We start from the raw sequence: 24,090 nt of genomic DNA, 5'->3' as shown, positions 1-24,090 counted from the left end.
CGGATTACCGTTCTCGCCGACGGTCATCCACCCGTTCCGGCCCACCGCAAGGGCTCAGTGAGCCCTTACCGGGCAGGCAGAAGATTGCGAAAGCGCGAGAGGCACAACTCGCGCCAAGATTGCTGGCCGTACGTCCGATCCAATCTGTGAGGCGATTCCCGCAGCGCGCGCCGCGAATTCCGGCAGGCCTGATTTCCATCCCGTAAGGGAACCGAGGTCAGTCTCCACACTTGGATAATGTGGTAGCTTCCATGTCTCGAATTGAGGATTACGCGCTCATCGGCGATTGCGAGACGGCCGCCCTGGTCGGGCTGGACGGTTCGATCGACTGGCTGTGCCTGCCGCGCTTCGATTCGGACAGCGTATTCGCCAAGCTCCTCGGGGGCGACAACAACGGCTGTTGGCTGATCCGACCAGATGAACAGCATTCGGCCTCTCGCCACTACCGGCCCGGAACGTTGATCCTCGAGACCACGTTCAAGACCGATAACGGTTGCGTGCGGCTGACCGATTTCATGCCGCCGAAGGTGAACGGTTCGAAAATCGTCCGGATCGTGGAAGGGCTCGCAGGGAAAATCCGGATGTGCACGGAACTGGTCGTGCGCTTCGACTACGGGGTGACGGTGCCCTGGACAAGCCGTCTCGATGACGGCGCGCTGAGCGCCGTAGCCGGTGCTCACATGCTGGTGCTCAGGACCGGCGCTGCTTTGCGCGGCGGATCCGAGAAAATCGTGGGCTCCTTTTCTGTCGAGCCGGGCCAGCAGCTGACATTCGTGCTGTCGTACCAGCCATCGTACCTCCCGGTGGAGGCGCCGATTGATCCAGAAGAAGCCCTCCGAGAGACCGACCGCTTCTGGCGTGATTGGTCCGGTCGCTGCAATCAGGAAGGCCCCTATTCCGATGCCGTTGTCCGATCGCTCGTCACGCTGAAGGCCCTGACGTTCAGGCCGTCGGGCGGGATCGTAGCGGCGCCCACGACCTCGCTTCCGGAGCAGATCGGTGGATCGAGAAATTGGGACTACCGCTTCTGCTGGGTTCGCGATGCCACCCTGACGCTCCTGGCTCTTATGGGCGCCGGCTACTACGACGAGGCGCGCCGTTGGCGGGACTGGCTGTTGCGCGCGGTCGCGGGCGACCCGACGCAGCTTCAGATCATGTACGGAGTGACGGGCGAGCGCCGCCTCACCGAATGGGAGGTGCCATGGCTCGCCGGATATGAGGGATCGAAGCCCGTCCGCATCGGCAACGCGGCGCATGCGCAGCTTCAGCTTGACGTCTATGGCGAGTTGATGGACGCGCTTCACCAGGCCCGTTGCGGGGGACTACCCGAGAACGAGCGAGCCTGGGACATTCAATGTGCACTGCTGCACCATCTCAAATCGATTTGGACCGAACCGGACGAAGGGATCTGGGAGGTTCGGGGCGGGCGCCGGCATTTCACATATTCCAAGGTGATGGCCTGGGTCGCCTTCGACCGCGCGATCAAGAGCGCCGACGAGTTCGGAATGGCAGGGCCTGTCGATGAATGGAAGGAACTCCGCGCCGAGATCCACGATGATGTCTGCAGGCGCGGCTACGATCCTAAACGGCAGTCCTTTGTCCAAGTCTACGGCGAGTCCCTACTGGACGCCAGCCTGCTGCTGATCCCGGCCGTCGGCTTTCTTCCGCCGGAAGATCCCCGCGTGACCTCCACAATCTCGGCCATCGAGCAGGACCTTCTGACTGACGGCTTCGTCCGCCGCTACGACACGGGCTCGGCCGATGACGGGCTGCCTCCAGGCGAGGGCATGTTTCTCGCTTGCAGCTTCTGGCTCGCCGACGCCTATCAGATGGTCGGCCGACATGCCGACGCCGTCAAGCTGTTTGAGCGCCTCTTGGGTCTTTGCAACGACGTCGGCCTGCTTTCCGAGGAATACGACGCGTCACGTCGTCGATTGGTGGGAAATTTGCCGCAGGCGTTCTCGCATATCGCCCTGGTGAACACAGCGCACAATCTGACGCACGCCGAGAAACCATTCGAACAACGCGGCGGCAGCACCACTCGCCGACTGTCGACAAAGTTGAATGACCGCGTGGGAGGAACACATGAGTGAGGCAGCAGCCCCGACTTCCACGCCAACAGCGATCGCTCCCGAGCATCCGGCCAGCCGCTTCCCCGTCGTGCTCGAAGGCCAGCCGGCGCTGGTCACCGGAGCTAACTCCGGAATCGGAAAGGCGGTCGCGCTCGGACTAGCGGCAAGCGGTGCCGACGTGGTGGTCAACTACATCGTCGATCCCGCAGCAGCGGAAGAGGTCGCCCACACGATCGAGGCCTCCGGTCGGCGGGCGATCTCGATCAAGGCGGACGTGAGCGACGAGGAGCAAGTTAAGTCGATGTTCGCACAGGCCATCGACCATTTCGGAACGTTGCACATCCTGGTGAACAATGCTGGACTGCAGCGCGACGCTGCTTTTGATCGCCTGACGCTCGCTCAGTGGAACAAGGTGATCGGCGTGAACCTCACAGGGCAATTCCTCTGCGCCCGCGACGCTATCCGGGAATTCATGAGGCGCGGGGTAGTCGGCGAGATCTCGGCCGCCGCCGGCAAGCTCGTCTTCATGAGCTCGGTCCACCAGGAGATCCCCTGGGCGGGTCACGTCAACTACGCTTCTTCCAAGGGCGGCGTGATGCAGTTGATGCGAAGCATCGCCCAGGAAGTCGCCCCCTTGGCGATCCGCGCCAACGGCGTAGCGCCGGGCGCCATTCGCACGCCCATCAATCGTCCCGCATGGGAGACCCCGGAGGCCTACGAACGGCTGATGTCCTTGGTGCCGTACAAGCGCATCGGAGAGCCGGAGGACATCGCACAGGCGGTGGCCTGGCTCGCTTCGGATGCAGCCGACTACGTGACCGGCACCACGCTCTTCGTAGACGGAGGAATGAGCCTCTACCCGGGATTCGCGAGCGGCGGCTGATACGTGCCGAGTGCAGTCGGGGGAGCCTTTAGGCGGCTAGGGAGGGCGGCATGCAGCAAAACCGTCCGGAAAGCGAGCGGCACGCCAACCGGACTGCTCGCATCCGTTGCAAACAAGGCATCGCAGCGGGCCGGGCGCGCTTCCACCTTTTTCCTGGCTTGCGCGGTGGTCCTCACCGTGCCCGACCTCTGTTCCACTTCTCCGACACTTGGCAGCTCGTCATCAACACCGGCACGACCATCGTGACGTTGTCGATGGCCTTCCTGATCCAGAAGTGGCAGAACCGGGACAGCGCGGTGCGCCAAACCGGTGTGGGACAGGAAGGTTGGGATTCAGCCTCCGGCGTTGAGATGTTCGCCGCAGCCATGGTTATTTGACGGCCCCCCCGGTGATGCCGGAAATGAAGCGATCCAGGAACAGATTGTATGCGATAGCCACCGGGGCAGCGGCGATCAAGGCGCCAGCCATAATCTCGCCCCAGAAAAACACATCGCCACGGATCAGATCGGTCGATACGCCTAGGGTGATCGGCTTCTGGTCGGACGATGAGATGAAGGTCAATGCATAGACGAACTCCTGCAGGGTCAGGGTGAAAGTGAAGATCACCACGGTCAGGATAGCCGGCACAGACAGCGGAACGGCCATCTTGATGAACGCGCCGAACACGCTGCAGCCGTCGACGATCGCTGCTTCCTCGATCTCGACCGGCAGTGCCTTGAAGAATCCCATCAGTAGCCATGAGCAGAACGGGATCGTGAACGTCGGATAGACCAGCACCAATGACCACATCGAATTTTGCAGGCCGAGTTCGGCGATGATTCGGGATAGCGGCAGAAACAGCAAGGTTGGCGGTACGAGATACGTCAGGAAGATCGCGATGCCGAACGTCTCTCCCCTTCGACTCGTCATGCGGGCGAGGGCATAACCCGCGGGCACCGCAGTGACGAGAGTGATCATGACGACACAGACGCCGATGAGCAGCGAGTTTAACAACCAACGTGCGAACAACGTCTCCTTGAAGAGGTACATCACATGATCGAGCGTCGGTCGTTGATTGAACCAGAACGGGTTATTGCTGAGGTTGTAGAGGTCACTGTTCGGTTTGAATGCGGTGATCAGCATCCAGTAGAACGGGAACGCTGCAAGGATTACGAAAAATGCCAATGCGGTAAAGAACGCGACCTGACCTAGCGAGCGGGAAATCGCGGGGCGCATTTCAGATCTCCCGGCGACGAATGAAGCGAAGCATAAAAACGACAACGATCAGGAGCACCGGCAACATAAACAGAGAGATGGCCGCGCCATGCGAAATGTCGCCTGAGACGATGCCCGTCTGGAAGCCCGCAAAACCCAGCACCGAAGTCGCTCCGACTGGGCCGCCTTGGGTCAGTAGAAAAACGATCGACAGGTCGGTAAACGTGAACACGATGCCGAAAATCAGGCCAATCGCGACGATAGGCAGAATCATCGGCAGGATAATCTGGTAGTTACGGCGCCAAAAGCCGGCGCCGTCGATCGTCGCGGCATCGAGCACATCCTGCGGAACCGCGGTGATGCCGGCGAGGAAGATCACGATGGCAAATGGAAAAAAACGCCAAGCATTAATGATGATCACGCATAACATCGCCAGATGAGGATCGCCAAGCCAGTTCGGCGCGTTTGCGCGGTCGACGAGCCCCATAGCAATCAACGTCCAGGTGATGACGCTGTAGAGCGAATCGAACATCCAACGCCAGGCGATGGTCGCGAGCGCAACCGGCACCGCGAAGGGCAGGATGATCAGCGCCCGCACAAGTTTTCGTCCGGGGAATGGCCGCAGCAACAGGAAGGCGCCGAACTTTCCGAGCACCAACCCGAGCAGTTGGGATCCGAAGGTGAAGATGAACGTATTGACCAATGTATGGGTGAAGGTAGGGTCTTGGATGATCTGCTCAAAGTTCGCCAGCCCGACAAAGCGCCAGGTCGGATTGTAGATGGTGTAAGCGCTGACCGAGTAATAGATTGCCAGCAGCAGCGGCAATCCAACCAGCAAAAGAACATAGAGGATCGCCGGTGCGATCAGGACCACTTCGAGCAGATCGCGTCGGTCCAGCAGGAATCGAAGCCGGGAGGCTGGTCTGGGGATTGTTTCAGTGATGACGGCCATGGAGGAAAGTCCGTTCAATGGGGAGTGATTCGGTTGCCGTTGCCATTGAAGTACCGAAGCGAGTTCCTGTTCACTGCGAATGCGTGCCACTCGCCGGTGCGGATACTTGCCTCGGCGACGTGGGCGCCGGGCAGCTTGGCGGTGATCGGCTGCCCCGAATCGAAGCCTTCCATCACCCCGTAGACGATCCGCTCCGAGCCGAGATATTCTGAGCGATCCACCCGGAACGAAAATTCGGCCGCACTTTCATCTTCGACCATCGCCCTCGGCAGGAAGTTTTCAGGACGGAAACCTAGATACCCGCCGCCCTTACGAGTCACGATGTTCATGGGCGGCGCGCCGACAAAGGTCGCGACGAAGAGATCGGCGGGATCGTTATAGATCTCTACCGGTGTTCCCACTTGGCGAATCTTCCCCTTATCAATGACGGCGATGCGGTCGCCCATCCCCATTGCCTCGACCTGGTCATGTGTCACATAGATTGTGGTGAGCCCGACGCGTTGCTGAAATTGTCTGATCTCCTGGCGGGCCGATGTGCGCAACTTGGCATCCAGGTTGGAAAGCGGTTCGTCGAGCAGCAGCGCGGTCGGTTCTCGGACGAGAGCGCGCGCCAAAGCAACGCGCTGACGCTCCCCGCCAGACAGTTGGCGCGGCCGTCGCTCGAGCAGATGCCCGATGCCTAGCAGCTGCGAGGCCCACTCGACTTTCTTGTCGATTGCGACTGTTGGAACTCGCTGCGTACGCAGCGGGAAAGAGATGTTGTTCCGCACCGTGTAATGCGGATAGAGGCCATAGCTCTGGAACATCATCGCCACGCCGCGAGCGCGTGGGGGTATCTCGTTTACGATGCGGCCGTCGATCAGAAGGTCGCCGCTGGTCTGCTTTTCGAGGCCACAGATGATCCGCAGCAGCGTCGTTTTACCGCAACCTGAGGGCCCGAGCAGCACCATGAACTCCCCGTCAGGTACCGCCAAGGTGATTCCGTTGACGGCTGGCGCTTCGCCCCCGAACGACTTGACGATGTCTTTGGCAAGAACTTCGGCCATTGATCTTTCGGATCTCCGCTGGATAGCGGTGCGCTCCCCGCCGATCGGAGAGCCTCCCGTCATCTTGTTCGCCCCATCTCGGCCGCGCGCGTGCGCGATCCGCAGTAGCCCTAGCTGCCCTGCCATTTTTTGAAGACAGCTTCACTTTGCTGTGCGGCCCATTTGACCGCTTCCTCTGCGGACAGCTGGCCCACCGCCGCCTTCGCCATCATGTCGCAGATGACAAAGTCGTTATAGACCTCGTCGACGGCGGGCCACGACGGCCCGGGATAACCAGGAGCGGCCGACCACGCGTCCGAGCCTTGGAGCATCGCCAACTTGTCGCTGGGTGTCGAGGTGGGGTCATTTGACAGGATCGGCATCGGCTTCGGTACGAGGTTGGCGAAGCACGGGTTGTTATAGCCTTCGCTTGCCTTGAAGGCCTCGGGCCAATGGTCGGCGTAGTACTTGAGGAACTCGATCGCGCCTTCCTGATTCTTGGCGAACTTCCAGATACCGTAGTACTCCGCCGAGCCGCCCATGATCTGGCGCGCCGGTCCCTTCGGCGGCACCATCACGAAAGTGTCGTCCGCTCCTTTCGGATTACTTTTCTGAAACGTCCGGTAGGCCGAGATCGGGTTGATGATCATCGAGCCGACGCCGGAAGCAAGATAGCGGTTGTTGCTGGAATCGTCCCATGACAGCACTTCTGACGTCATAGCCTCGTTGTACAGCGCCGCCACGAACTTGACGGCTTCAAGGGTCTCCTTGCTGCCGAGCACGACCTTCTTGCCAGACTCGTCTTGCAGCGCGCCACCGAACGCCCACAATAGGCCGCGCCAGGTTGTGTTCGGGTCATTGCTATGGCCGAGCGAAATGCCCACCGGATGACCTTTGGTCTTCAGCTTGGCGCCGCCTTTGCGCACGTTGTCCCAGGTATCCGGCGCTACTCCGATCTCGTCCCACATGCTCTTGCGATACATGGATGGGAAGCTGATGTAGAAATCAGGGAAAGCCGACCAGGTCTTGTCGTCCTGGTTATAGCCTATCTGGCGGCCGATGGTGGAAATCTCGCCGTACTTCTTCTCGGTCGCATCGACCAGACTAGTCAGATCGACCAGGAATTTGCGATAGAGATGTGCGCCGCCGGAGCCGTTCCATCCGAAGATGTCGTGACCCGCTCCGGCGGAGGCTTCGGCAGCCGCACGTGCAGCAATATTCCCGACCGGAATGTGGTCGACGGTGACTGAAAGTTTGTTCTTGTCGCCCCAGTCCTTAGCGAATGCGTCGAACCACTTGTCGTATTCGGGGACGAAATGGCTCCATTGCACGATGGACAGCGCCTTGGTATCCGCTAACGCTTGTGTCACGAATGGCGCGGAAATCAATGGGGCAGCAGCCAGTGCAAGCCCCGCTTGCTTCACGAACCTACGTCTCGTGACACGCGAGATGTTTCTTGTGCTCATCTTCGGTGCCTCCTGTTTTCGCTTTCAGTTCGGTGAGGTGACCGATCTCGAACGAACGGCACCAACGTGAGGATTACGGCGCACCAGACGCCGATGGTCTCATGCCTCACGTGCAGTGTCACCGCGAAGGTGGCCCATCCCAGTAGCAAGAGCATCGATACTGAAGCCGACTTACAGCCGATGCGATCCTTGCAACTATCAAAAATGGTCGCGCCGGACGGACGGACGACGAAGTCGATTCCGCGGGCGGTGAGGGCGTCGATGTAGGCAAGAAATCCGTGAACTACGTGCCGTTCGATCGCACTCCCTAGAGCGCAAGAGCTGATCTCGCTGCGAAGTCGAACTCGATATGCGGAGCGTTCGAGAGAGGGGATGTCGACGTCGAGTGTTGCCATGAGCGGCACCTGCGCACCAACCCCCTGTCAAGAAATGGGCCCTGTCATATGAATGCGTTGGCCGATCGAAGGTTTCGATTAAGGTTAGTAGACCTTAGATGGAGTGGTCAGGTCTGGATCACATCATCGATGGTGCAGATTCGGAATCACCAACTCGCGTAGGATACAGCGCCAGCTGGACGCCGGCGGCTCATGCAGCCGACGCGAGAATTTATGTGCTGGAGTGTGAGTGGCCGAGAGAGCTGGGATTGATCCAAATCGCAGAACAAAGTTCAATCGGAAACCAGCGCGATCTGCGGTGGCCCGTTGGTGATCTCAACACCCAAATGTTGCTGACTTATCGGGCGAGCCGCATACTGGAGTCGCTCGCGATCTGCCTCCTCTTTTTCTCGGTGGTGTGAACTGTCAAATTCAGGCCCGGCCAAGCTTACCGATATTTCGACTCGAACGAGACCCCTTTGAGTTCAGGAGAACTCCGGCGAACTGTAAAAGTTGAGCTAGTGGCTCAGCAGCGGACAGGCACTGTCAGGAAGCGCCCCAAAGGCCTGATCTCCGGGAATCGCACGAACCAGACGGTAGTAGTCCCACGGGTACTTCGATTGTACCGGTGTTTTGACCTGCATGATGTACATTTCATGCTCCATAAGCCCATCTGGACGGATCACTCCACCGGACGTGAACATGTCGTTGATCTTTGTTCTTCGGAGCTGTGCCATGACCTTGTCCGGATCAGTTGATCCGACAGCCTTTACAGCGTTCAAGTAGGTGAGCGTCGCCGAATAATACGCGGCTTGCGTCATCGTCGGCTCGCGTCCGGTGCGTTCAAAAAAGCGCTTGGAAAATGCACGGGTTTTGTCGTTAAGGTCCCAGTACCAGCCAGTCGTGAGGTAGAGACCTTGAGCGGTGCTTAGCCCGAGGGCGTGGATATCGGTAATGAAAGCCAGCAGCGCCGCCGGCTTCATGGTCCGGGCGATTCCAAATTCGTTGGCGGCCTTGATTGAGTTCGTAAAATCCTCGCCGGCGTTTGCAAGCCCCAGCACATGCGCGCCGGAGCTCTGGGCCTGAAGTAGATAACTTGAAAAATCGGAGGTCCCCAGCGGCACCCGGACTGAACCGACCACCTTTCCTCCGTTGGCTTCGACAACCTTCGACGCTGCCTGCTGTAGCTGGGTGCCAAAGGCATAATCGGCTGTTACAAAGAACCAGGACTTGCCGCCGTCCTTGACAACCGTGCTCGCAGTCCCGTTCGCGAGCGCTGTCGTATCGTATGCGTAGTGTACCGTATATGGCGTGCAGTCTTTTCCGGTAAGGGAGGCACCAGCCGCGCCGATAGAGAAGAAGGGGGTTTTCCTTTCCTTTGCGATGGTAGCCATCGCAAGGTTAACCCCCGTGTTTGAGCCGCCGAGAACCATCGTCACACCGTCCCGGTCCACAAATTCACGAAAGCTTTGCGAACCAAGGTCTGGTTTGTTTTGATGATCAGAGACAAGCAGCTCGATTTTCTTGCCGAGTATGTTGCCTCCAAAATCGTCGATCGCCATTCTGGCGGCGGTCTCGCCGCCAGGTCCGATCACATCAGCATAGACGCCTGACATGTCGTCTATGTCACCAATGACCACCTTGTCGGACGCCGCAACGGCCATCTGCGGTACCAACAGCGAAAGACTTGAGAGCAGTATGATCATGCGAGCGCGCATCATGGTGCGTCTCCCTTGGTCCGTGCCTACCTCCCGCAGACAATCTAGTTGTTCGAAGTGGCCCGACCATGGGACGCTTGGCCAACTGTGCAGAAGATGGTACGGCAACGTACCAAGCGCTCCGAAACTAACCAAGGAGGGCCGCTCCGTCAGACCGGAGCGCACCCGCGCGGATCGGGAGAACCAGTTCACGGGCTTCGAGGCACCAGCACTGCTGTGTCGGCGGAAGTGAGGCGAACCGGCAATGCGCAAGGCGTGCGCCATGTCTGGCCTAGAGCTGGGCGCTGCGAGACAAATCTGCGAGAGCGTTGCGACCTGGAGCGTCGCACCTGCGTTATCGAAATTCCTCGTGTTCTCCCGAGTGCGCAGATGTTTCGACGAATGGCCATAATGCTTGTGCTAGTTGGCGCGGCTTTCGCGGCGGTGGTCGGTTTTCAGGCATTTAAGGCTCGAATGATCCAGAAGGCGATTGCCGGCTTGCGCGACCCGCCGCAAACGGTCTCGACCATCACCGCCGCCACGCAAGCCTGGCAGACGCGGCTGGACGCTGTTGGCAGCGTGAGGGCGGAAAGGGGAGCCGATCTCAGTGCGCAGGTTGCTGGTATCGTCAAAGCGATCCGATTTCAGTCCGGTGCAAAAGTCGAGAAGGGAGCGTTGCTGGTTGAGCTCGAGGCTGCCGACGACATCGCGCATCTGGAATCGCTCAAGGCGACCGAAGCACTCGCGCAGCTCAACTACGACCGCGACAGCCACCTCTTGAAGTCTGATGCCGTCAGTCGGCAAACGGCCGACACCGACTTTGCGACGCTAAAAAGCGCAGAGGCACAGGTTGCGCAGCAGCAAGCGTTGGTCGGATACAAATCGATTAAGGCACCATTTTCGGGCCGACTAGGCATACGTCAGGTCGATCTCGGCCAGTATATCGCGCCCGGCACGCCGATCGTGACGCTACAGCAGCTAGATCCCATTTTTGTCGACTTCTATCTGCCCCAACAGGCACTCGCGCAGATCAAGGTCGGGCAAGACGTCAGAGCCGGGATCGATACATATCCCGACGTGCAATTCACCGGCAAGATTCTGGCGATCAACTCGCTCGTCAATACGGCCAGCCGGAACGTCGAGGTCAGAGCGATCTTCGCTAATCCCGACGAGAAGCTGCTGCCAGGCATGTTTGCGACGGTGGAAATCGACGTGGGCGCGCCTCAGCATTACGTGACACTGCCAAACACGGCGATCTACTACAATTCGTACGGCGACATCGTCTATGTCGCGACGAAGGGGCAGGACACGGGGGAGGGGAACAGGCAATATGTCGCCCGACAGGTCTTCGTGAAAACAGGGCAGACTCGCGGTGACCAGGTTGCGGTGCTCGATGGAGTTGAGCCTGGCGACGTCATCGTGACCGCGGGACAGAATAAGCTCCACAACGGTTCACGTATCAAAATCGATAACAAGGTGCCTGTTCCGTTCAATCCAAACCCGCAAGTGTCCGAAGAGTGAAGCCGCGATGAGATTTACCGATGTCTTCATTCGTCGGCCGGTTCTTGCCACTGTGGTCAACCTGATGATCCTTGCGCTTGGACTGCGCGCGATGACCTCGCTGCCGGTCCTGCAATATCCGCGCACCCAGAACGCCGTCGTGACGATCACAACAACTTACTACGGCGCCGATCCGGACGTGATTGCCGGGTTCATTACAACTCCCCTGGAGAACGCAATCGCGCAGGCAAATGGTATCGACTACATGAGCTCACAAAGTGCGAGCAGCGTGAGCACGATCACCGTCTATCTGCGCTTGAACTACGACGCCGACAAAGCGCTGACGGAAATCAACACGAAGGTAAGTTCAGTGCTCAACCAGCTTCCTTCCGGATCGCAACAGCCAGTGCTGACGGTGCAGGTGGGGCAGACCATCGACGCAATGTACCTCGGGTTCGACAGCAACGTTCTGGCGCGCAATCAGATCACAGACTACCTCATCCGCGTGGTGCAGCCCAAACTGCAGGCAGTGCCGGGCGTGCAGACTGCAGAAGTCCTTGGGGCGCAGAATTTCGCCTTGCGCGCGTGGCTCGATCCGCGAAAGCTTGCTTCGTACGGGCTCACATCGGCCGATGTTTCGGCTGCCCTGGCTCAGAACAACTATATTTCGGGCTTGGGGACTACCAAGGGTCAGATGGTGGAGGTCAATCTGACGGCGTCTACGGGTCTCCATACCGAAAGCGAATTCGCCAACCTGATCGTGAAGCAGGCCAGCGGCGCAGTCGTGCGTCTCAAGGATGTCGCCGACGTTTCGCTTGGCGCCGACAGTTACGAGACCCAAGTCGCATTCGATGGCAAGCCCGCGGTCTATGTCGGGATCCAGGTGGCGCCAACGGCCAACCTGCTCGACGTCATAGCTGGGGTTCACAAAATCTTCCCGGCCATTCGTGCGGCGCTTCCGAACGGCCTCAAGGGACAGATCGTCTATGACTCGACCAATTTTGTGCACGCAGCGATCCGCGACGTCGTGCGGACGCTGGTTGAAGCCCTCGTGATCGTCAATGTTGTCGTATTCCTGTTTCTTGGCTCGATGCGGTCGGTGGTCATCCCCATGGTCGCGATCCCGCTGTCGCTGATCGGCGCGTTTACCCTGATGCTGGCCCTTGGCTTTTCCATTAACCTGCTGACTCTGCTGGCGTTGGTACTCGCAATCGGGCTCGTGGTCGACGACGCCATCATCGTGGTCGAGAATGTCAATCGTCATCTGGAGCAAGGCAAGACTTCGTTCGCTGCGGCGATTGCTGCGGCGGGCGAGCTCGGCCGACCGATCATTGCCATGACCGTGGTTCTCATCTCAGTCTACGTCCCGATCGCGTTTCAGGGCGGCTTGACTGGCGCGTTGTTCACAGAATTTGCATTCACGCTCGTCGGAACTGTCACTATTTCGGCTGTTGTCGCGCTGACGCTCTCTCCGATGATGAGCTCGCGGCTTCTCACCCGGCCAGGCGCGGCGCGTGGGTGGCAGCAGTGGTTCGGAAATATCATCGATCGCCGCTTTGAGGACATGCGCAATTTCTATTTGCGACGGCTGCACAATAGCCTGGACTATCTACCTGTGACCGCGGTGTTCGCACTGCTGGTCTTGTCCAGCATCTATTTCCTCTACACCAGTGCCAAGAGCGAGCTTGCACCACAGGAGGATCAGGGAGTCGTGATCGCTTCATCGACGCTGGCCCCCGATGCCACCTTGCAGCAGAAGGTGCTGTACGCAAAGCAGGTCTATCAAATCATGAAGGAATATCCGGAGACCGATCACGTATTCCAGATCAATGCACCAGGCAGAGTGGTCGCCGGAATGGTGCTTAAGCCATGGGATGAACGTAGCCGAACCAGCAACCAGCTTCAGCCGATCGTTCAACAGCGCCTGAACGAGGTTGCGGGGGCCCGGATCGCGGCGTTTCAATTGCCTCCGTTGCCGGGCAGCCAGGGTTTGCCGGTGCAATTCGTAATCAAAACTACGGACTCATTCGACAGGCTCAACGGCGCGACCGAGAAGTTTCTCAAGGCCGCAATCGACAGCGGCATGTTCATCTTCCTCGACACGGATCTGAAGGTCGACAATCCCCAGTCGATCGTCGAGATCGACCGCGATAAGGCCGCGCAGCTCGGGCTCAAGATGAGCGATGTTGGTAGCGCGATGACGACAATGCTCAGTGGCGCTTATGTGAACTATTTCAGCCTCGATCAGCGGTCTTACAAGGTGATCCCGCAGGTGCAGAGGCGTTTCCGGCTCAATACCGATCAGCTGCTCAATTATTATGTTGCCACCGTCGCTGGCATTCCGGTCCCGCTCGCGGCAATTGCGACGATTACGAACAAGACGGTTCCGGAGACGCTCAATCATTTTCAGCAGGTCAACAGCGCCACGATTCAGGGCGTAGCGGCTCCTGGCGTGGCGCAGGCCGACGCGCTTGAGTTCCTGACTGGACTCGCCGACAGGACACTGCCGGCGGGCTACACCATCGATTACGGCGGTCTGTCCCGTCAATACGTCCAGGAATCGACCGGCTTCATCGAGACGTTCGGCTTTGCACTTCTGATTATTTTCCTTTCACTGGCCGCCTTGTTCGAAAGCTTCCGGGATCCGTGCATCATCCTCGTCTCCGTTCCGATGTCGATTGCTGGTGCGCTCGTCTTCGTCAGTCTCGGCCTCGGCGGGGAGTCGCTGAACATTTACACCGACGTGGGTCTTGTCACGTTGATGGGCCTGATTAGCAAGCATGCGATCCTCATCGTGGAGTTCGCAAACGATCTGCAGCGCAATGGCGCATCGAAGCGGGAGGCAATCGAGCAGGCGGCGGCTATTCGGTTGCGGCCAATCCTGATGACTACAGGGGCTATGGTGCTGGGGGTCATACCGTTGATCGTCGCCAGCGGGGCTGGCGCGGCTTCGCGCTTCAATATGGGGCTTGTGATCGCTACCGGGCTTGGCATCGGGACGCTGTTCACGCTGTTCGTGGTCCCGGCGGCTTACATGCTAATCGGGGCCGTTCACTCCCGACAGGCCGATGGAAGTGCGCCCTTCTCCGTGGCCGGCGATGCCTTGGGCTAGTCGGGCCGTGCTCCTGCTTTGGTAGCCGCAGTGCAGTTCGCCGGTATATCGCAATCTTGTCAAAAAGGGCTGGGTCGGACCGTTCCAGTGTGCGCTCGCTTGCTCCGGCCTTGGCGGCATGTTCCGCCAGTTTTGGCAAGGCGATCGCATCTCTGCGATTTCTCAGGCGGTGTGAAAACGACTAGTTTGCGAGTAGGAGAGAAGTGGTCCCGTGTTCGTCCTGCTCTTGGAATCTCGCGAGGAAGCATCGGACCCCTTTGAAACTAGGAGTGACTGGAAGGAGGCACCAGGGTGCCCGTTCGTTTCCTGCGCTTGGTCGTCTGGCTGCTTTGTTTGGCAACCGCGTGGATGCTGCAGCCTTACGTCTCGGCGATATGCTTCTCTGCCTCCCGCGCCGCATGGTTAGCGCGCGGGCCGATCTTGCTTCGAACGAATAAGCAACCGTTCGTCTCTTCAAGAATCATTACCGTCGCTGGTTCGTGTGTTCGCTCGCAGCGCGCGCAGCATCTGTGTTTTTGGCATCGGCAAAGGAGATCGAGTTGACCATTGACCGTGCCGGACAAACGCGCATCGTCAAGTTGACCATCTCTGACGGCTCTCAGCTGCGCCAGCGATGAAGCTGAGGCGGATCTGAGGTCTGGCTCTTCCGCTCAGCGTTTGCTGCTATTCGGCCGCCTCGCGCAATGGAGGCACCTCCGCATGCGGCTTGATCTGACGCGGCGGTCCCATCAACACCGGCTGAAACAGCACGGCTGCAGCCATGGTGCAGCTGAGAGCCAGCGCCATCATCTTTCCCATGCTCGACATTCCAGGATAGCTGGAGGCCCACATGCTGCCGAAAGCGGCCGCATTGGTCATGGCACTGAACACCACGGCGCGGGTCAGCGTCGATTGCAGCAGCCCGGTTTTGCCGGCGCGCCAGGCCATGATGTAGTAGATCTTGAAGGCGACTCCGACCCCGAGCAGCAGCGGCAGCGCGACGATATTGGCGAAGTTGAGCTGCGGACCCACCAGCACCGACAGCTCCAGTGTGAGTGCGCCAGCGACGAGCAGTGGGATTAGCGTGAGCAGGACGTCGGTGATGCGCCGCAAAGCGATCGCAAGAAGAATGGCGATCGCAACCAGCGCCAGGATTCCGGCTTCCACAAAGGCCCGGAGTACAGTCCTGGCCGACTCGTAATAGCTGACGGCCGCTCCCGCCGCGGTTGGTTCGACGGCCAGCACGGCGGCAGCGAATTTCCGCAGCACCTTCACATCGTTGGCATCGCCTTTGGCAAGTGCCTGCACGCGGGCACGTCCATCCGGCAGTTGCCAGTCGCGAACGAGATCGCGCGGCAGACTTCCCACGGCGATCGGTTGGACCGAAAGGCTTTTGCGCAGACGGTCCACATCGTACTTCAGAGACGGTGTGACAGCTGCATCTGCCTGGCGACGAACTTCAGGCGGCGCATGTGCCAGTTGCTCGAGTTGCGACGCAACCGCACGTGCGTCCTCCGCGACGTTGCCATTCGCGCCGGCTGCCGCTTCTGAAACCGCTTCTGCCGTGCTGCGAAGCGCAGCGACCGTGTCCTCGTCGGTAGGAGCGGGTCTCGTGCTATGGGGGCTGATTACGCGTCCAACCGCGCGGTCGGCGGCGCGAAGGGCGGCAATTTTGTCCTCCTGATGGGCGGGAACGAAGCTGGTGAGGGTTACTACGCGCGCCACCTCCGGCAGCGAGGAGAGTCGCTTTGCAATCCCGTCGGCCTGCTGCTGTGACGGGGCGAGCACCTCGGCGTCATTGCCGTTGGTTTCCGGTTCCGACTGCAGCTTGCGATAGGCAACCACCGATGGAGAGGCGGGGTTTTGGAGGTCGACCGGATTGAAGTCGAACGGCAGATGAAAGAGCAGCGGAGTTCCCGCCGCGACCACAAGAATGGTCCCGGCGATCACCAGGAAGCGGTGGCCCTGCAGAAATGCGTCCACCGGCGCGAGCGATTTGAAGCCCACCCCGGCGGGTTCTCCGGGTGGATTGAGGGCGGTCAGCATGGCGGGCACCAGCGTGATGCTGCAGGTAAAGGCAATCAGCATGCCGGACCCTGCAATCAGCCCGAGTTCGGAGAGCCCGCGATAGTCAGTGGGCAGGAAAGCGAAAAAGCCAATCGCCGTGGCTGCTGCCGCAAGCGCGAGCGGCGCTCCGGACTTGTGCGCCGCGCACCGTAGCGCGTGGCGCAAGTTGTCAACTTCGTGCCGCTCTGCCCGATAGCGGACACTGAACTGGATGCCGAAATCAACGCCCAGTCCAACGAATAACACGAAGAAAGCGATCGAGATAAGGCTAAAGGAGCCGACCATCAGGAGCCCCAGAGCGGCAGTTGCGGCGAGCCCGACCACCAAGCTGAACAATACAGCGGCAATGAGCTTGAATGACCGCAGCGCGATCCACAAAATGAGCAGCACGCCGAACAAAGCGGTGAGGGTGTCGCGCACCACGCTGGACCGGATGACGTGGAACTGGTCGTCATTCATCGGGATCTCACCCGTGATGCTGACGGCCGCGCCGAGGCGCTCTCTCAACTTGAGATCCGAGGCAACCCTCCGGATTCCTTCTGTCGCGGTCCGTCCCGGTTGAAGCGCATTGAAATCCAGTTTCGGCGCGACCTCAATGAAGTGCCGGGACTGGTTCTTGGGAATCTGATGCCCCTCCAGAAGCTCCTGCCAGGAGAAGAACACTCGTTTGCCGGTGAGGACGTCCCCGAGCAGCTTCCGCGTCAGCGAAAGAGTCCAGCCGAGTTGCTCGAGCGTGAGCCTGCCAGCCCGAACCCCTTCCGCCGCCGAGCCAAGCGCGCGCGCTGCGCCACGTAAGGTCGGATCCGCCGCCAGCGCCTGGAGCAATGGCCGGGCGCGGGCGAGGCCGTCGACCGTCCTTTCCACCTCCGCGGTTGAGCCGAACAGCAATCCGTTACGCTCGAAGAAGTCTCCGCTGTCGGGCTGCACGACCTGGCGAAACAGCTCCGGATTTTCCTTCAGTTTGTGCGCAAGCTCGTCGGTCGCAACCTCGGCGTTTTCGGGTGTCGAGGCCGTTACCACGACCGAAGTCCCCTTCTCCGGAAAGCTCCGCGAGAGCTCCACCTCACGTCGATGCCAGGGGACCTTCTGGGAGACTAGCGTTTCGATATCGGTGTTGATGGAAAACTGCGTCAGTGCGTAGACGGCAGATCCAACCAGCACCAGTGTTCCCACGAGGATGACAATTCGCCACCGGCGCACGCAAAGATCGACGATGTTGACAATCGCTTGGGTCATCGGCGTGGGCTCGTCTGGCGGCATCGTGCCCGAGCTGCGCCAACAGGAAGCTGCGACGAGGTCCGGACCGCGGCCTGATCGGCTAGTAACCGCAACGCCACCTGCGCGACGAGAGCTTTGTGCGGGCGCCGAGCTCAGAACCGTGAATTAACGTCGGAGAGGCGGGTGGGTTGCTAGAGGCGCTTCGAACAATACGTCTTCGGCATCTACTCACCATCTACGGGCGCTACCGATGACGGCGGCGCTCCGCGAGTATTCACAGGCGTTGCTCCCGATCGGAATCGCCACGTCGCCGGTGAGATATGGCAGGTCCTCGCCAATGATTGCCGGTCCAATCCGGCGCCCGTGCCGACCTGCGAGGCGAGCCGGGTCTCCTTCAGATGCGCTCTGGTCGGGCTGCTCGACCGATGATTGCGGACGACAGCGACTCGTGCGGAGCAGGTCTCGTCGAAGATCCCACACAGTTCGTGCAGATCAGCGTGCTCCTGTTTCCTTGCCGGCGATCTGCACGAGATGGTCGAGTGCGGCCTTGAGCTGCGCGTCCTCGGGCTTACCGATAAGGTCCGCCCTGATCGGCGCAGAATACACAGCCTTGATTTGCCCTGTCGGTTGCTCGCGCCCCGTGCCGGCTTCTCGGTTGAGCGGCCCCGGGTTTGCGAACGCGCCATGCAGTGAGCTTTCCCTGAGCAAGGCGCCGCTCGCAATCTGTTGCTCTTTGGGCGCTTCGACGACAATGTCGGGCGAAATGCCTTTGTCCTGAATAGAGTTTCCCGAGGGGGTATAGTAGAGCGCAGTCGTCAGCCGGACGGCGCCATGGCCTTGCAGGGGAATAACCGTTTGCACCGATCCTTTGCCAAAGCTTTGAGTTCCCATGACTGTGGCCCGGCGGCGATCCTGCAGTGCGCCCGCGACGATCTCCGAAGCCGACGCGGAGGCTCCGTTGATCAGTACTACGATCGGGATGCCCGACAACATGTCGCCGTGTGCGGGAGCCTTGAATACCTTTTCGTCGCTGGCATCCCTTCCGCGGATGCTGACTACTGGACCGCTGTCAAGCAAATCCCCGGCCACATCGACGGCACCGGTAAGAAGCCCTCCTGGATCATCGCGCAAATCAAGTACGAGGCCCTTGATGCGTCCGTTTTCACCCTGTTTGAGATCGGTAATGGCCTTCTTGAATCCGTCTGCCGTGTCGTCGCCGAACTGGCTGATGCGGATGTATCCGATCCGGTCGGACTCCATCTTCGATTTCACGGATTTGACCTTGATGATCTCTCGCGTGAGCGTGACATCAAACGCTGGCTGCTTGCCCCGTAGGACAGTGATCGTGACGCTCGTCCCGGGCGCACCCCTCAAGAGGCTCACCACCTCCGAAAGACTTACGCCGTGTGTGCTCGAGTGGTTGATAAGGACAATTTCGTCACCTGGCTGGAGCCCGGCACGGGCCGCCGGCGTTGCATCGACGGGCGAAACGATCGTGGGAATTTCATTCTGTTCGGATATTTCCATACCGAGTCCACCAAAGCTGCCGGCCAGGTCCGCCTGCGATCGCCTGAACTCCTGCTCATCCATGTAGTCGGAATGTGGGTCAAGCCGCGTAAGCATTCCCTTCAAGGCGTCCTTGGTCAGTTCGTCCGAGTCTATTGGATGTACATAGGCGCGGTTTACGAGCTGGATCACGCCAGTGAGCAACGTGATATCTGGTCCTGCAGATCTGGCGCTCTGCATCGCCACGGCCATGAGCGGCAGGATGGCAATGCCTGCGGCAGTGAGAAGGCTCACGAGAAGCACGCGAGATTTGATCATGGTTCAATCTCTTCTGAGCAACTGAGGGCCAAGGGCAAAAATCGTCTGCGCGCACAACAAAACAAATGTCAGGGACGCCGTAGGTTCCGCAAGAGACTCAAGGGCTATGGCCACCACGCTCAAGAGCACCAGGAGATCGCCTAGCGGGGGATAGTCAAACTCTCAGTTCGAGCAATGCCTGGCCCACGGGGGTGAGGAGAGAGCCATCTCGGATGCTAGGCGCTAATGTGTTCGGCGATGTGCAGCGCGATACCAATGGCCGTCATGCCGAGCGCCGCCGCCGCAAGCGGCAGCAGTATTTGGACCGCGGCCTCGTTGAACCTGATGTGACCCTGCCGGGTATCGAGGTCCCATTCTCCTCGTTCCGTAAAACGGGGCGAGGCGTCGGCTGTCCCGGCGGTGGTGTCTCTGCCGCGGACGCGCGACAGGATTAGCTGCAGCAGAACGACGACGAAAATGAATCCACTTACAATGGAGAGAAGGTAGTCAGTGGGGCCGCTTGCGGAGAAGAGCCAAGCTGCTAGAGCGAACCACGCGGCAAGCCCGATAAGGAGCCGGTACAGCCACTGCGGCACGCGAACTGTCACGGGGCGAGCTGGCGGACGATCAGTCGGGCACTGTTGTTCCATGACTTGCTGCTCGACGAGGTTATCAAACGAGCGCCACGCAATTCCAGAAGGTTCGGAGCGAGATAGCGCCAGGCCCAGGCGTTTGATTTCCGTTTCCGATGTCGGTGCCTATGTAAATGACCGTCTCGACCTGATGTTCCGGCCCTCATCTGCAGAACGATCAGCAAGCGGTACGGGACCGCACACAAACCATGGTCGAGAGGGCGGCCCGATACGTCGCCTTTAGGCGGTCCGACCGAATCTTACCTACGAAGCTTACTTCGTGACGGCTCGTTCGGCAGCCCTCTTGGCTTTCGTTCCGGCTTTGCGCACGGATCTCTCGCCCGCTTTCTCAGCCTTGGCTCTCGCTTCGCATTTTTCGCGCAGCTCGGCCAATTCTTCGTCTGTGAGATGCTCGATCCCGACAAATGAATTCCGGGCGGCACCCGCGCGAATCAGCTCGTCCAGCTTTACTTGGATCGCTGCGCTGTCCCGGTTCTGGGAATTCTGGATCAAGAACACCATCAGGAACGTGACGATCGTCGTGCCGGTATTGATGACGAGTTGCCAAGTGTCGGAGAAGCCAAACAGCGGGCCGATGAGGGCCCATATAATGACCACGGCGAGCGCGAGAATAAACGTGGATGCTCGGCCTGCTGCCTGAGAGGTGCGATTAGCCAAGTGGGCGAATAGCTTCGCTGCCCTGGACGGCTCGTCTGGTTTGTCCAGCAATTTGCGTTCGGTCATCCTGAGTTCTCCGGCGGCTAACAACCTGACCAACGCTTCCCAGTTCCGCTTTGTGCAACTAGCCTTTAGCCTAGCGCTTGACAGCGAAAGCGTGCCCGCACGACGGCATTGGCGGCGTGAGCTGGCCAAGCACCGCACCAGGGGCTCGGTCCAGAGCCTTCTGATCCGGAAACAATACGGTCCAGGGACTGCCGACTTTCGGTTCAATAGGCGGAGCGGCCCCGTTTTTCGTGATCCGTTGTCCAGGTCGTGCCCGCAAGAACGTTGAATGACGCTCATGCCCGCAGACTGCAATCCTCTAGGCAGCTGTTTCTCGGAAGTCGGCTGCTTTCCAAGCTTACCGCAGCGGCCGTGAGCGGCTGAAGAAGAAGCCACTCGGGGTGAATTTTCGCGCTACTGCAAGAGCGCTGCCCTCACAGCTTTCGAGAGCGATCTTCTGGGCCAACATGACGTCTCCGATCGGCAGATCGCCACGTGGCAGGAAACAGAGCCCAACCTTTGGACGACCATTTTCGTCGATTTCGCAGACGTTTGTCGACGCTCCGGTATAGATCCTGTATCGGTTGCCGGTTTCGCCACCGACCACTTCGAAATAACCCATGTGAGCGTACTGCGCCCGCTGCGCAGGCGAAAGCCAACGGCGCAGGAGCTGCAGAGAGCGCCCCTCCGGCGTCTTCTCGGCGCCGTGCCTGACGTAGAGAGCCTTTGCGGCCCTCCATCGTGGGCGGTCACCGGCCGTTATAGCGAAAAGCGCGAACACGAGCGCAACCGACTAGCCGCCGACCAGCCGGGGAAAGAACACCGTTTCTTCCGCAGTCGGATCGAAGGATCGCAGCTGCGAGATCTGCCCTGGACCGGTCCTGGCGGCGGCCGTGAAGCCGCGATTAGTCAGCTTACGGAATCGCTGCTCCGCGTCTTTCACTGCTCGCGCGTCGCTCGAGTCGAAAGAATGACGGCTGTCACCTGTATGGTCCATTACGATTTGAATAGCCATGATGCCTCCTCGGGATGCTGTGGCCAAGGGACGCCACCAGAGTATCTGGCTGAAAGCGCCGACTTTCAAGAGCGAAGAGGCTTGCAGAATTGCGCCTTAGCGCTGCTGGCCTTAAGTTGAGTTCCGGTGCTTAATTTACGCTCCCTCGCAGCGCCGGGCTTTCGGCGAGGTCAAGAATTCGACCAGCGTTCTGGCGTGGATCTTTCACGAACTCGCCAGCGCCGGCATAGAACTAGGTGCACCCAGGGACTGTGATGCATCGGGCACGGAGCTCATGAATCCGCCGCGCTGATTGGCAGTTCTTTGTTTTTCTCAGCCCGGCAAAGCAAAAGAGACCACTTGGTCACTCACCTTGGGCAAAAGGATCGAATTGCCGCCCACCACGAAGGTGACGTATTCCTTTCCTTTGTAGTCATAGATGGCTGGCATGGCGACCGCTGGAGCATCGACGACCTTGCTCCACAATTCCGTACCCGATTTGAGGTCAAGTGCGCGAACCCGCGAGTCCATCGAAGCGCCTATGAAGATCAAACCTGATTGAGTAATCGCGGGTGCTCCGATGGTCACCGAGCCCCAGGATTTTGGCATGTAGAAGCCGTATTTCTGCACTTCACCGAAAGGCTCGTTCCAAAGACGCTTACCCGTTTTCAGGTCATAGGCAGCGATCGTGCCATAAGGAGGATTCCAGCACGGCATACCCGCCCAGTTGAGGAAGGTCTCCAGTTTGAAGCCATATGGAGCGCCCTCTTGAGCGTAGTAGCCTGAACTTTCACCATTTTGTGCCTGTTGCTTGAAATCTTCCCGCTTGATCAGCCGATAAATCTGCACGACGCTGCTGGAGTTCACGACGAAGACACCGGTGCGCGGATCGACGGCGCCGCCGCCCCATTCGGTCCCGCCGGTTGTCGGAGGATATGTGATGCTGCCCTGCAGACTCGGTGGCGTAAAGCGACCGTCGTAGCGCAGCTTCTTGGCTTCCCGGCTGCAACTGCCGAAGCCGATCCAGTCCGCGAGAGGAAAGACGCCCGGCCACTTGTCCGGTATCGTGGGGGCTGGCGTTGCCACATACGGCTGTGTTGCCGCAGCCTCTTCGCCCGGCACGTCGGATTTCGGCGCTGGTCGTTCTTCGATGGGATAAATCGGCTCACCGGTCTCGCGATTCAGGACGAACAGGAAGCCTTGCTTGGTCGTCTGCACTAGCGCCGGCACCTTCTTTCCGTCCTTCTCGAGGTCGACCAGGGTGGGAGCAGCGTTGGTATCAAGGTCCCAGATGTCGTGGTGCACGAGCTGTCGGCTCCAGACCACCTTGCCCGTCTCCGCATCGAGCGCCGTTACGGAAGTCGCAAGCGGGATCTTCTCCTTCCGATCCCCGCCGTAGAAGTTGGGGCTGGGGGAGCTCACTGGCACGTAGAGAAGCCCCCTTTCGGCGTCGATCGACATTGATGCCCAGACGTTTGCGGTCCCGCTGTGCTGTGCAACGGCGGGGTCGAGCGGGTGAAATGTCCATTTCAATTTTCCGGTGCGCGCGTCGAGCGCGAACACGGTACCCGGGGGGGCCTGCTCGTCAGCCCAATCCTTGCCGGCCCAGCCGAGATAGAGTGTGTCGTGATAAACGGTCGGCGGCTGCAGGAGCGATAGCGGCCACTTCGCATTCACGGTGTTCCATTGGTTGACATCGACCATGCCGTGCTGACCGAAATCGCGGCAAGGGTTGCCGGTATCGGCGTCGACCGCGTAGAGCTTGGCATCCATCGTGCCGATGTAGACGATCTTCTGGCACTCGGTTCCTGTTTGCACATTCTCGGCCTGCCAATAAGCTACTCCTCGGTTCTTCAGATCCGGTTGGGTGAGCGCCTTAAGCACAGCGTGGGGGTCGAACTTCCATTTCTCTTTTCCGCTGCCCGGATCGAGCGCGATGATCCGGTAGAACGGGGTCCCGACGTAGAGGGTATTGTTGACAAAGAGCGGCGTCGCGGACCACACGCTCATTGGTCTTTGGCCGCTACCGTCAGAGACGTCACCGGTGTGGTATTCCCAGGCCTTCCGCAAGCCTTTTACGTTCTCGGGCGTGATCTGGTCGGCGGCGGAAAACTTCTGGGACTTGAGGTCGCCGTTGAATGTCGCCCACGTATTCGGCGCACTCATCCACTTGTCAGGTTGCCTGTTGGAGGGCTCGCCCTGAGCAGTCGCATCGGATGGGCCTTCCTCTCCTCTCGGCACTTGGTTGGCGGAGTTATCTGTTGCGACAGCGGCCTCCCTATCCTGGTGGCGAAAAGATGGCTCGCTTGCAGCTCCCGCCGCGGCGCTGAATTGTCCGAATGCGAGCGGGGGGGCCGCCAGGAGCAGGAGCCACGCTGTGAAAGCGCACGAAATCCTGT

Annotated in this window: 17 protein-coding genes and 1 pseudogene; 6 read left to right on the top strand and 12 right to left on the bottom strand. The window is 59.7% G+C overall.

Annotated elements, in window-relative coordinates; genetic code table 11:
- The first annotated feature begins 251 nt into the window (after positions 1 to 251).
- The 3 genes and pseudogenes from AC0L2O_RS07260 to AC0L2O_RS07250 form a co-directional block, all read left to right on the top strand.
- Positions 252 to 2,093, top strand: a complete 1,842-nt coding sequence (locus tag AC0L2O_RS07260; protein ID WP_473369219.1) for a glycoside hydrolase family 15 protein — start codon at positions 252 to 254, stop codon at positions 2,091 to 2,093.
- Positions 2,086 to 2,955, top strand: coding sequence for an SDR family oxidoreductase (locus AC0L2O_RS07255; protein WP_085350412.1), 870 nt, complete (start codon positions 2,086 to 2,088; stop codon positions 2,953 to 2,955). Before AC0L2O_RS07260 ends, AC0L2O_RS07255 begins: the two co-directional genes overlap by 8 nt.
- A 93-nt stretch (positions 2,956 to 3,048) precedes the next feature.
- Positions 3,049 to 3,260 (top strand): annotated as a pseudogene (locus AC0L2O_RS07250) (low affinity iron permease family protein); the annotation flags it as partial.
- A 64-nt stretch (positions 3,261 to 3,324) separates the two neighbouring features.
- Here AC0L2O_RS07250 and AC0L2O_RS07245 read toward each other — a convergent pair.
- The 4 genes from AC0L2O_RS07245 to AC0L2O_RS07230 form a co-directional block, all read right to left on the bottom strand.
- A complete protein-coding gene (locus tag AC0L2O_RS07245; RefSeq protein ID WP_085350414.1) occupies positions 3,325 to 4,170 on the bottom strand; it encodes a carbohydrate ABC transporter permease in 846 nt (281 codons plus the stop codon).
- A 1-nt stretch (position 4,171) separates the two neighbouring features.
- Positions 4,172 to 5,101, bottom strand: coding sequence for a carbohydrate ABC transporter permease (locus tag AC0L2O_RS07240; protein ID WP_473282691.1), 930 nt, complete (start codon positions 5,099 to 5,101; stop codon positions 4,172 to 4,174).
- Between the two features lie 14 nt (positions 5,102 to 5,115).
- Positions 5,116 to 6,147 (bottom strand): ABC transporter ATP-binding protein, encoded by a 1,032-nt coding sequence (locus AC0L2O_RS07235; RefSeq protein ID WP_473282689.1) that lies wholly within the window; start codon positions 6,145 to 6,147, stop codon positions 5,116 to 5,118.
- 110 nt (positions 6,148 to 6,257) lie between these two features.
- Entirely contained in the window at positions 6,258 to 7,592 is a 1,335-nt protein-coding gene (locus AC0L2O_RS07230; protein ID WP_473369218.1) for an extracellular solute-binding protein, read from the bottom strand.
- A 493-nt stretch (positions 7,593 to 8,085) separates the two neighbouring features.
- Between AC0L2O_RS07230 and AC0L2O_RS07225 the strand changes: the two genes are divergently transcribed.
- Positions 8,086 to 8,388, top strand: a complete 303-nt coding sequence (locus tag AC0L2O_RS07225) for a hypothetical protein (protein ID WP_085350419.1) — start codon at positions 8,086 to 8,088, stop codon at positions 8,386 to 8,388.
- A 96-nt stretch (positions 8,389 to 8,484) separates the two neighbouring features.
- On the opposite strand, the gene AC0L2O_RS07220 is transcribed toward AC0L2O_RS07225, so the two are convergent.
- Positions 8,485 to 9,684: an ABC transporter substrate-binding protein gene (locus AC0L2O_RS07220; RefSeq protein WP_473369269.1), complete on the bottom strand. Its 1,200-nt coding sequence runs from the start codon at positions 9,682 to 9,684 to the stop codon at positions 8,485 to 8,487.
- Between the two features lie 390 nt (positions 9,685 to 10,074).
- Between AC0L2O_RS07220 and AC0L2O_RS07215 the strand changes: the two genes are divergently transcribed.
- Complete coding sequence (locus AC0L2O_RS07215; RefSeq protein ID WP_473282687.1) at positions 10,075 to 11,184, top strand: efflux RND transporter periplasmic adaptor subunit; 1,110 nt, start codon at positions 10,075 to 10,077, stop codon at positions 11,182 to 11,184.
- A 7-nt stretch (positions 11,185 to 11,191) separates the two neighbouring features.
- The gene (locus AC0L2O_RS07210) at positions 11,192 to 14,275 is read left to right on the top strand and encodes an efflux RND transporter permease subunit (protein ID WP_473369217.1); all 3,084 of its coding nucleotides are present in this window, start codon (positions 11,192 to 11,194) and stop codon (positions 14,273 to 14,275) included.
- Between the two features lie 663 nt (positions 14,276 to 14,938).
- On the opposite strand, the gene hpnN is transcribed toward AC0L2O_RS07210, so the two are convergent.
- From hpnN to AC0L2O_RS07175, 7 genes are all read right to left on the bottom strand, one after another.
- A complete protein-coding gene (hpnN, locus tag AC0L2O_RS07205) occupies positions 14,939 to 17,557 on the bottom strand; it encodes a hopanoid transporter HpnN (protein WP_473369216.1) in 2,619 nt (872 codons plus the stop codon).
- 474 nt (positions 17,558 to 18,031) lie between these two features.
- On the bottom strand, positions 18,032 to 19,363 hold the full coding sequence (locus AC0L2O_RS07200; RefSeq protein ID WP_473369215.1) for a S41 family peptidase: 1,332 nt from the start codon (positions 19,361 to 19,363) through the stop codon (positions 18,032 to 18,034).
- 215 nt (positions 19,364 to 19,578) lie between these two features.
- Positions 19,579 to 19,992, bottom strand: a complete 414-nt coding sequence (locus tag AC0L2O_RS07195) for a hypothetical protein (protein ID WP_473369214.1) — start codon at positions 19,990 to 19,992, stop codon at positions 19,579 to 19,581.
- Between the two features lie 255 nt (positions 19,993 to 20,247).
- Positions 20,248 to 20,718 (bottom strand): low affinity iron permease family protein, encoded by a 471-nt coding sequence (locus AC0L2O_RS07190; RefSeq protein WP_085350425.1) that lies wholly within the window; start codon positions 20,716 to 20,718, stop codon positions 20,248 to 20,250.
- A 337-nt stretch (positions 20,719 to 21,055) separates the two neighbouring features.
- Entirely contained in the window at positions 21,056 to 21,478 is a 423-nt protein-coding gene (locus tag AC0L2O_RS07185) for a hypothetical protein (RefSeq protein ID WP_473282678.1), read from the bottom strand.
- 12 nt (positions 21,479 to 21,490) lie between these two features.
- A complete protein-coding gene (locus tag AC0L2O_RS07180) occupies positions 21,491 to 21,712 on the bottom strand; it encodes a hypothetical protein (protein ID WP_085350427.1) in 222 nt (73 codons plus the stop codon).
- A 312-nt stretch (positions 21,713 to 22,024) separates the two neighbouring features.
- A complete protein-coding gene (locus AC0L2O_RS07175) occupies positions 22,025 to 23,857 on the bottom strand; it encodes a pyrroloquinoline quinone-dependent dehydrogenase (protein WP_473369213.1) in 1,833 nt (610 codons plus the stop codon).
- Positions 23,858 to 24,090: the final 233 nt, after the last annotated feature.

Source organism: Bradyrhizobium sp. Kon10 (assembly GCF_055807395.1).
This window is presented reverse-complemented; position numbering and strand designations above follow the sequence as displayed.

Excerpts from the sequence above, each read along its gene's own strand:
- AC0L2O_RS07260 (WP_473369219.1), top strand. The coding sequence starts at position 252 with ATGTCTCGAATTGAGGATTACGCGCTCATCGGCGATTGCGAGACGGCC.
- AC0L2O_RS07255 (WP_085350412.1), top strand. The coding sequence starts at position 2,086 with ATGAGTGAGGCAGCAGCCCCGACTTCCACGCCAACAGCGATCGCTCCC.
- AC0L2O_RS07245 (WP_085350414.1), bottom strand. The coding sequence starts at position 4,170 with ATGCGCCCCGCGATTTCCCGCTCGCTAGGTCAGGTCGCGTTCTTTACC.
- AC0L2O_RS07240 (WP_473282691.1), bottom strand. The coding sequence starts at position 5,101 with ATGGCCGTCATCACTGAAACAATCCCCAGACCAGCCTCCCGGCTTCGA.
- AC0L2O_RS07235 (WP_473282689.1), bottom strand. The coding sequence starts at position 6,147 with ATGGCCGAAGTTCTTGCCAAAGACATCGTCAAGTCGTTCGGGGGCGAA.
- AC0L2O_RS07230 (WP_473369218.1), bottom strand. The coding sequence starts at position 7,592 with ATGAGCACAAGAAACATCTCGCGTGTCACGAGACGTAGGTTCGTGAAG.
- AC0L2O_RS07225 (WP_085350419.1), top strand. The coding sequence starts at position 8,086 with ATGGAGTGGTCAGGTCTGGATCACATCATCGATGGTGCAGATTCGGAA.
- AC0L2O_RS07220 (WP_473369269.1), bottom strand. The coding sequence starts at position 9,684 with ATGCGCGCTCGCATGATCATACTGCTCTCAAGTCTTTCGCTGTTGGTA.
- AC0L2O_RS07215 (WP_473282687.1), top strand. The coding sequence starts at position 10,075 with ATGCTTGTGCTAGTTGGCGCGGCTTTCGCGGCGGTGGTCGGTTTTCAG.
- AC0L2O_RS07210 (WP_473369217.1), top strand. The coding sequence starts at position 11,192 with ATGAGATTTACCGATGTCTTCATTCGTCGGCCGGTTCTTGCCACTGTG.
- hpnN (WP_473369216.1), bottom strand. The coding sequence starts at position 17,557 with ATGACCCAAGCGATTGTCAACATCGTCGATCTTTGCGTGCGCCGGTGG.
- AC0L2O_RS07200 (WP_473369215.1), bottom strand. The coding sequence starts at position 19,363 with ATGATCAAATCTCGCGTGCTTCTCGTGAGCCTTCTCACTGCCGCAGGC.
- AC0L2O_RS07195 (WP_473369214.1), bottom strand. The coding sequence starts at position 19,992 with ATGGAACAACAGTGCCCGACTGATCGTCCGCCAGCTCGCCCCGTGACA.
- AC0L2O_RS07190 (WP_085350425.1), bottom strand. The coding sequence starts at position 20,718 with ATGACCGAACGCAAATTGCTGGACAAACCAGACGAGCCGTCCAGGGCA.
- AC0L2O_RS07180 (WP_085350427.1), bottom strand. The coding sequence starts at position 21,712 with ATGGCTATTCAAATCGTAATGGACCATACAGGTGACAGCCGTCATTCT.
- AC0L2O_RS07175 (WP_473369213.1), bottom strand. The coding sequence starts at position 23,857 with ATGAGTGCGCCGAATACGTGGGCGACATTCAACGGCGACCTCAAGTCC.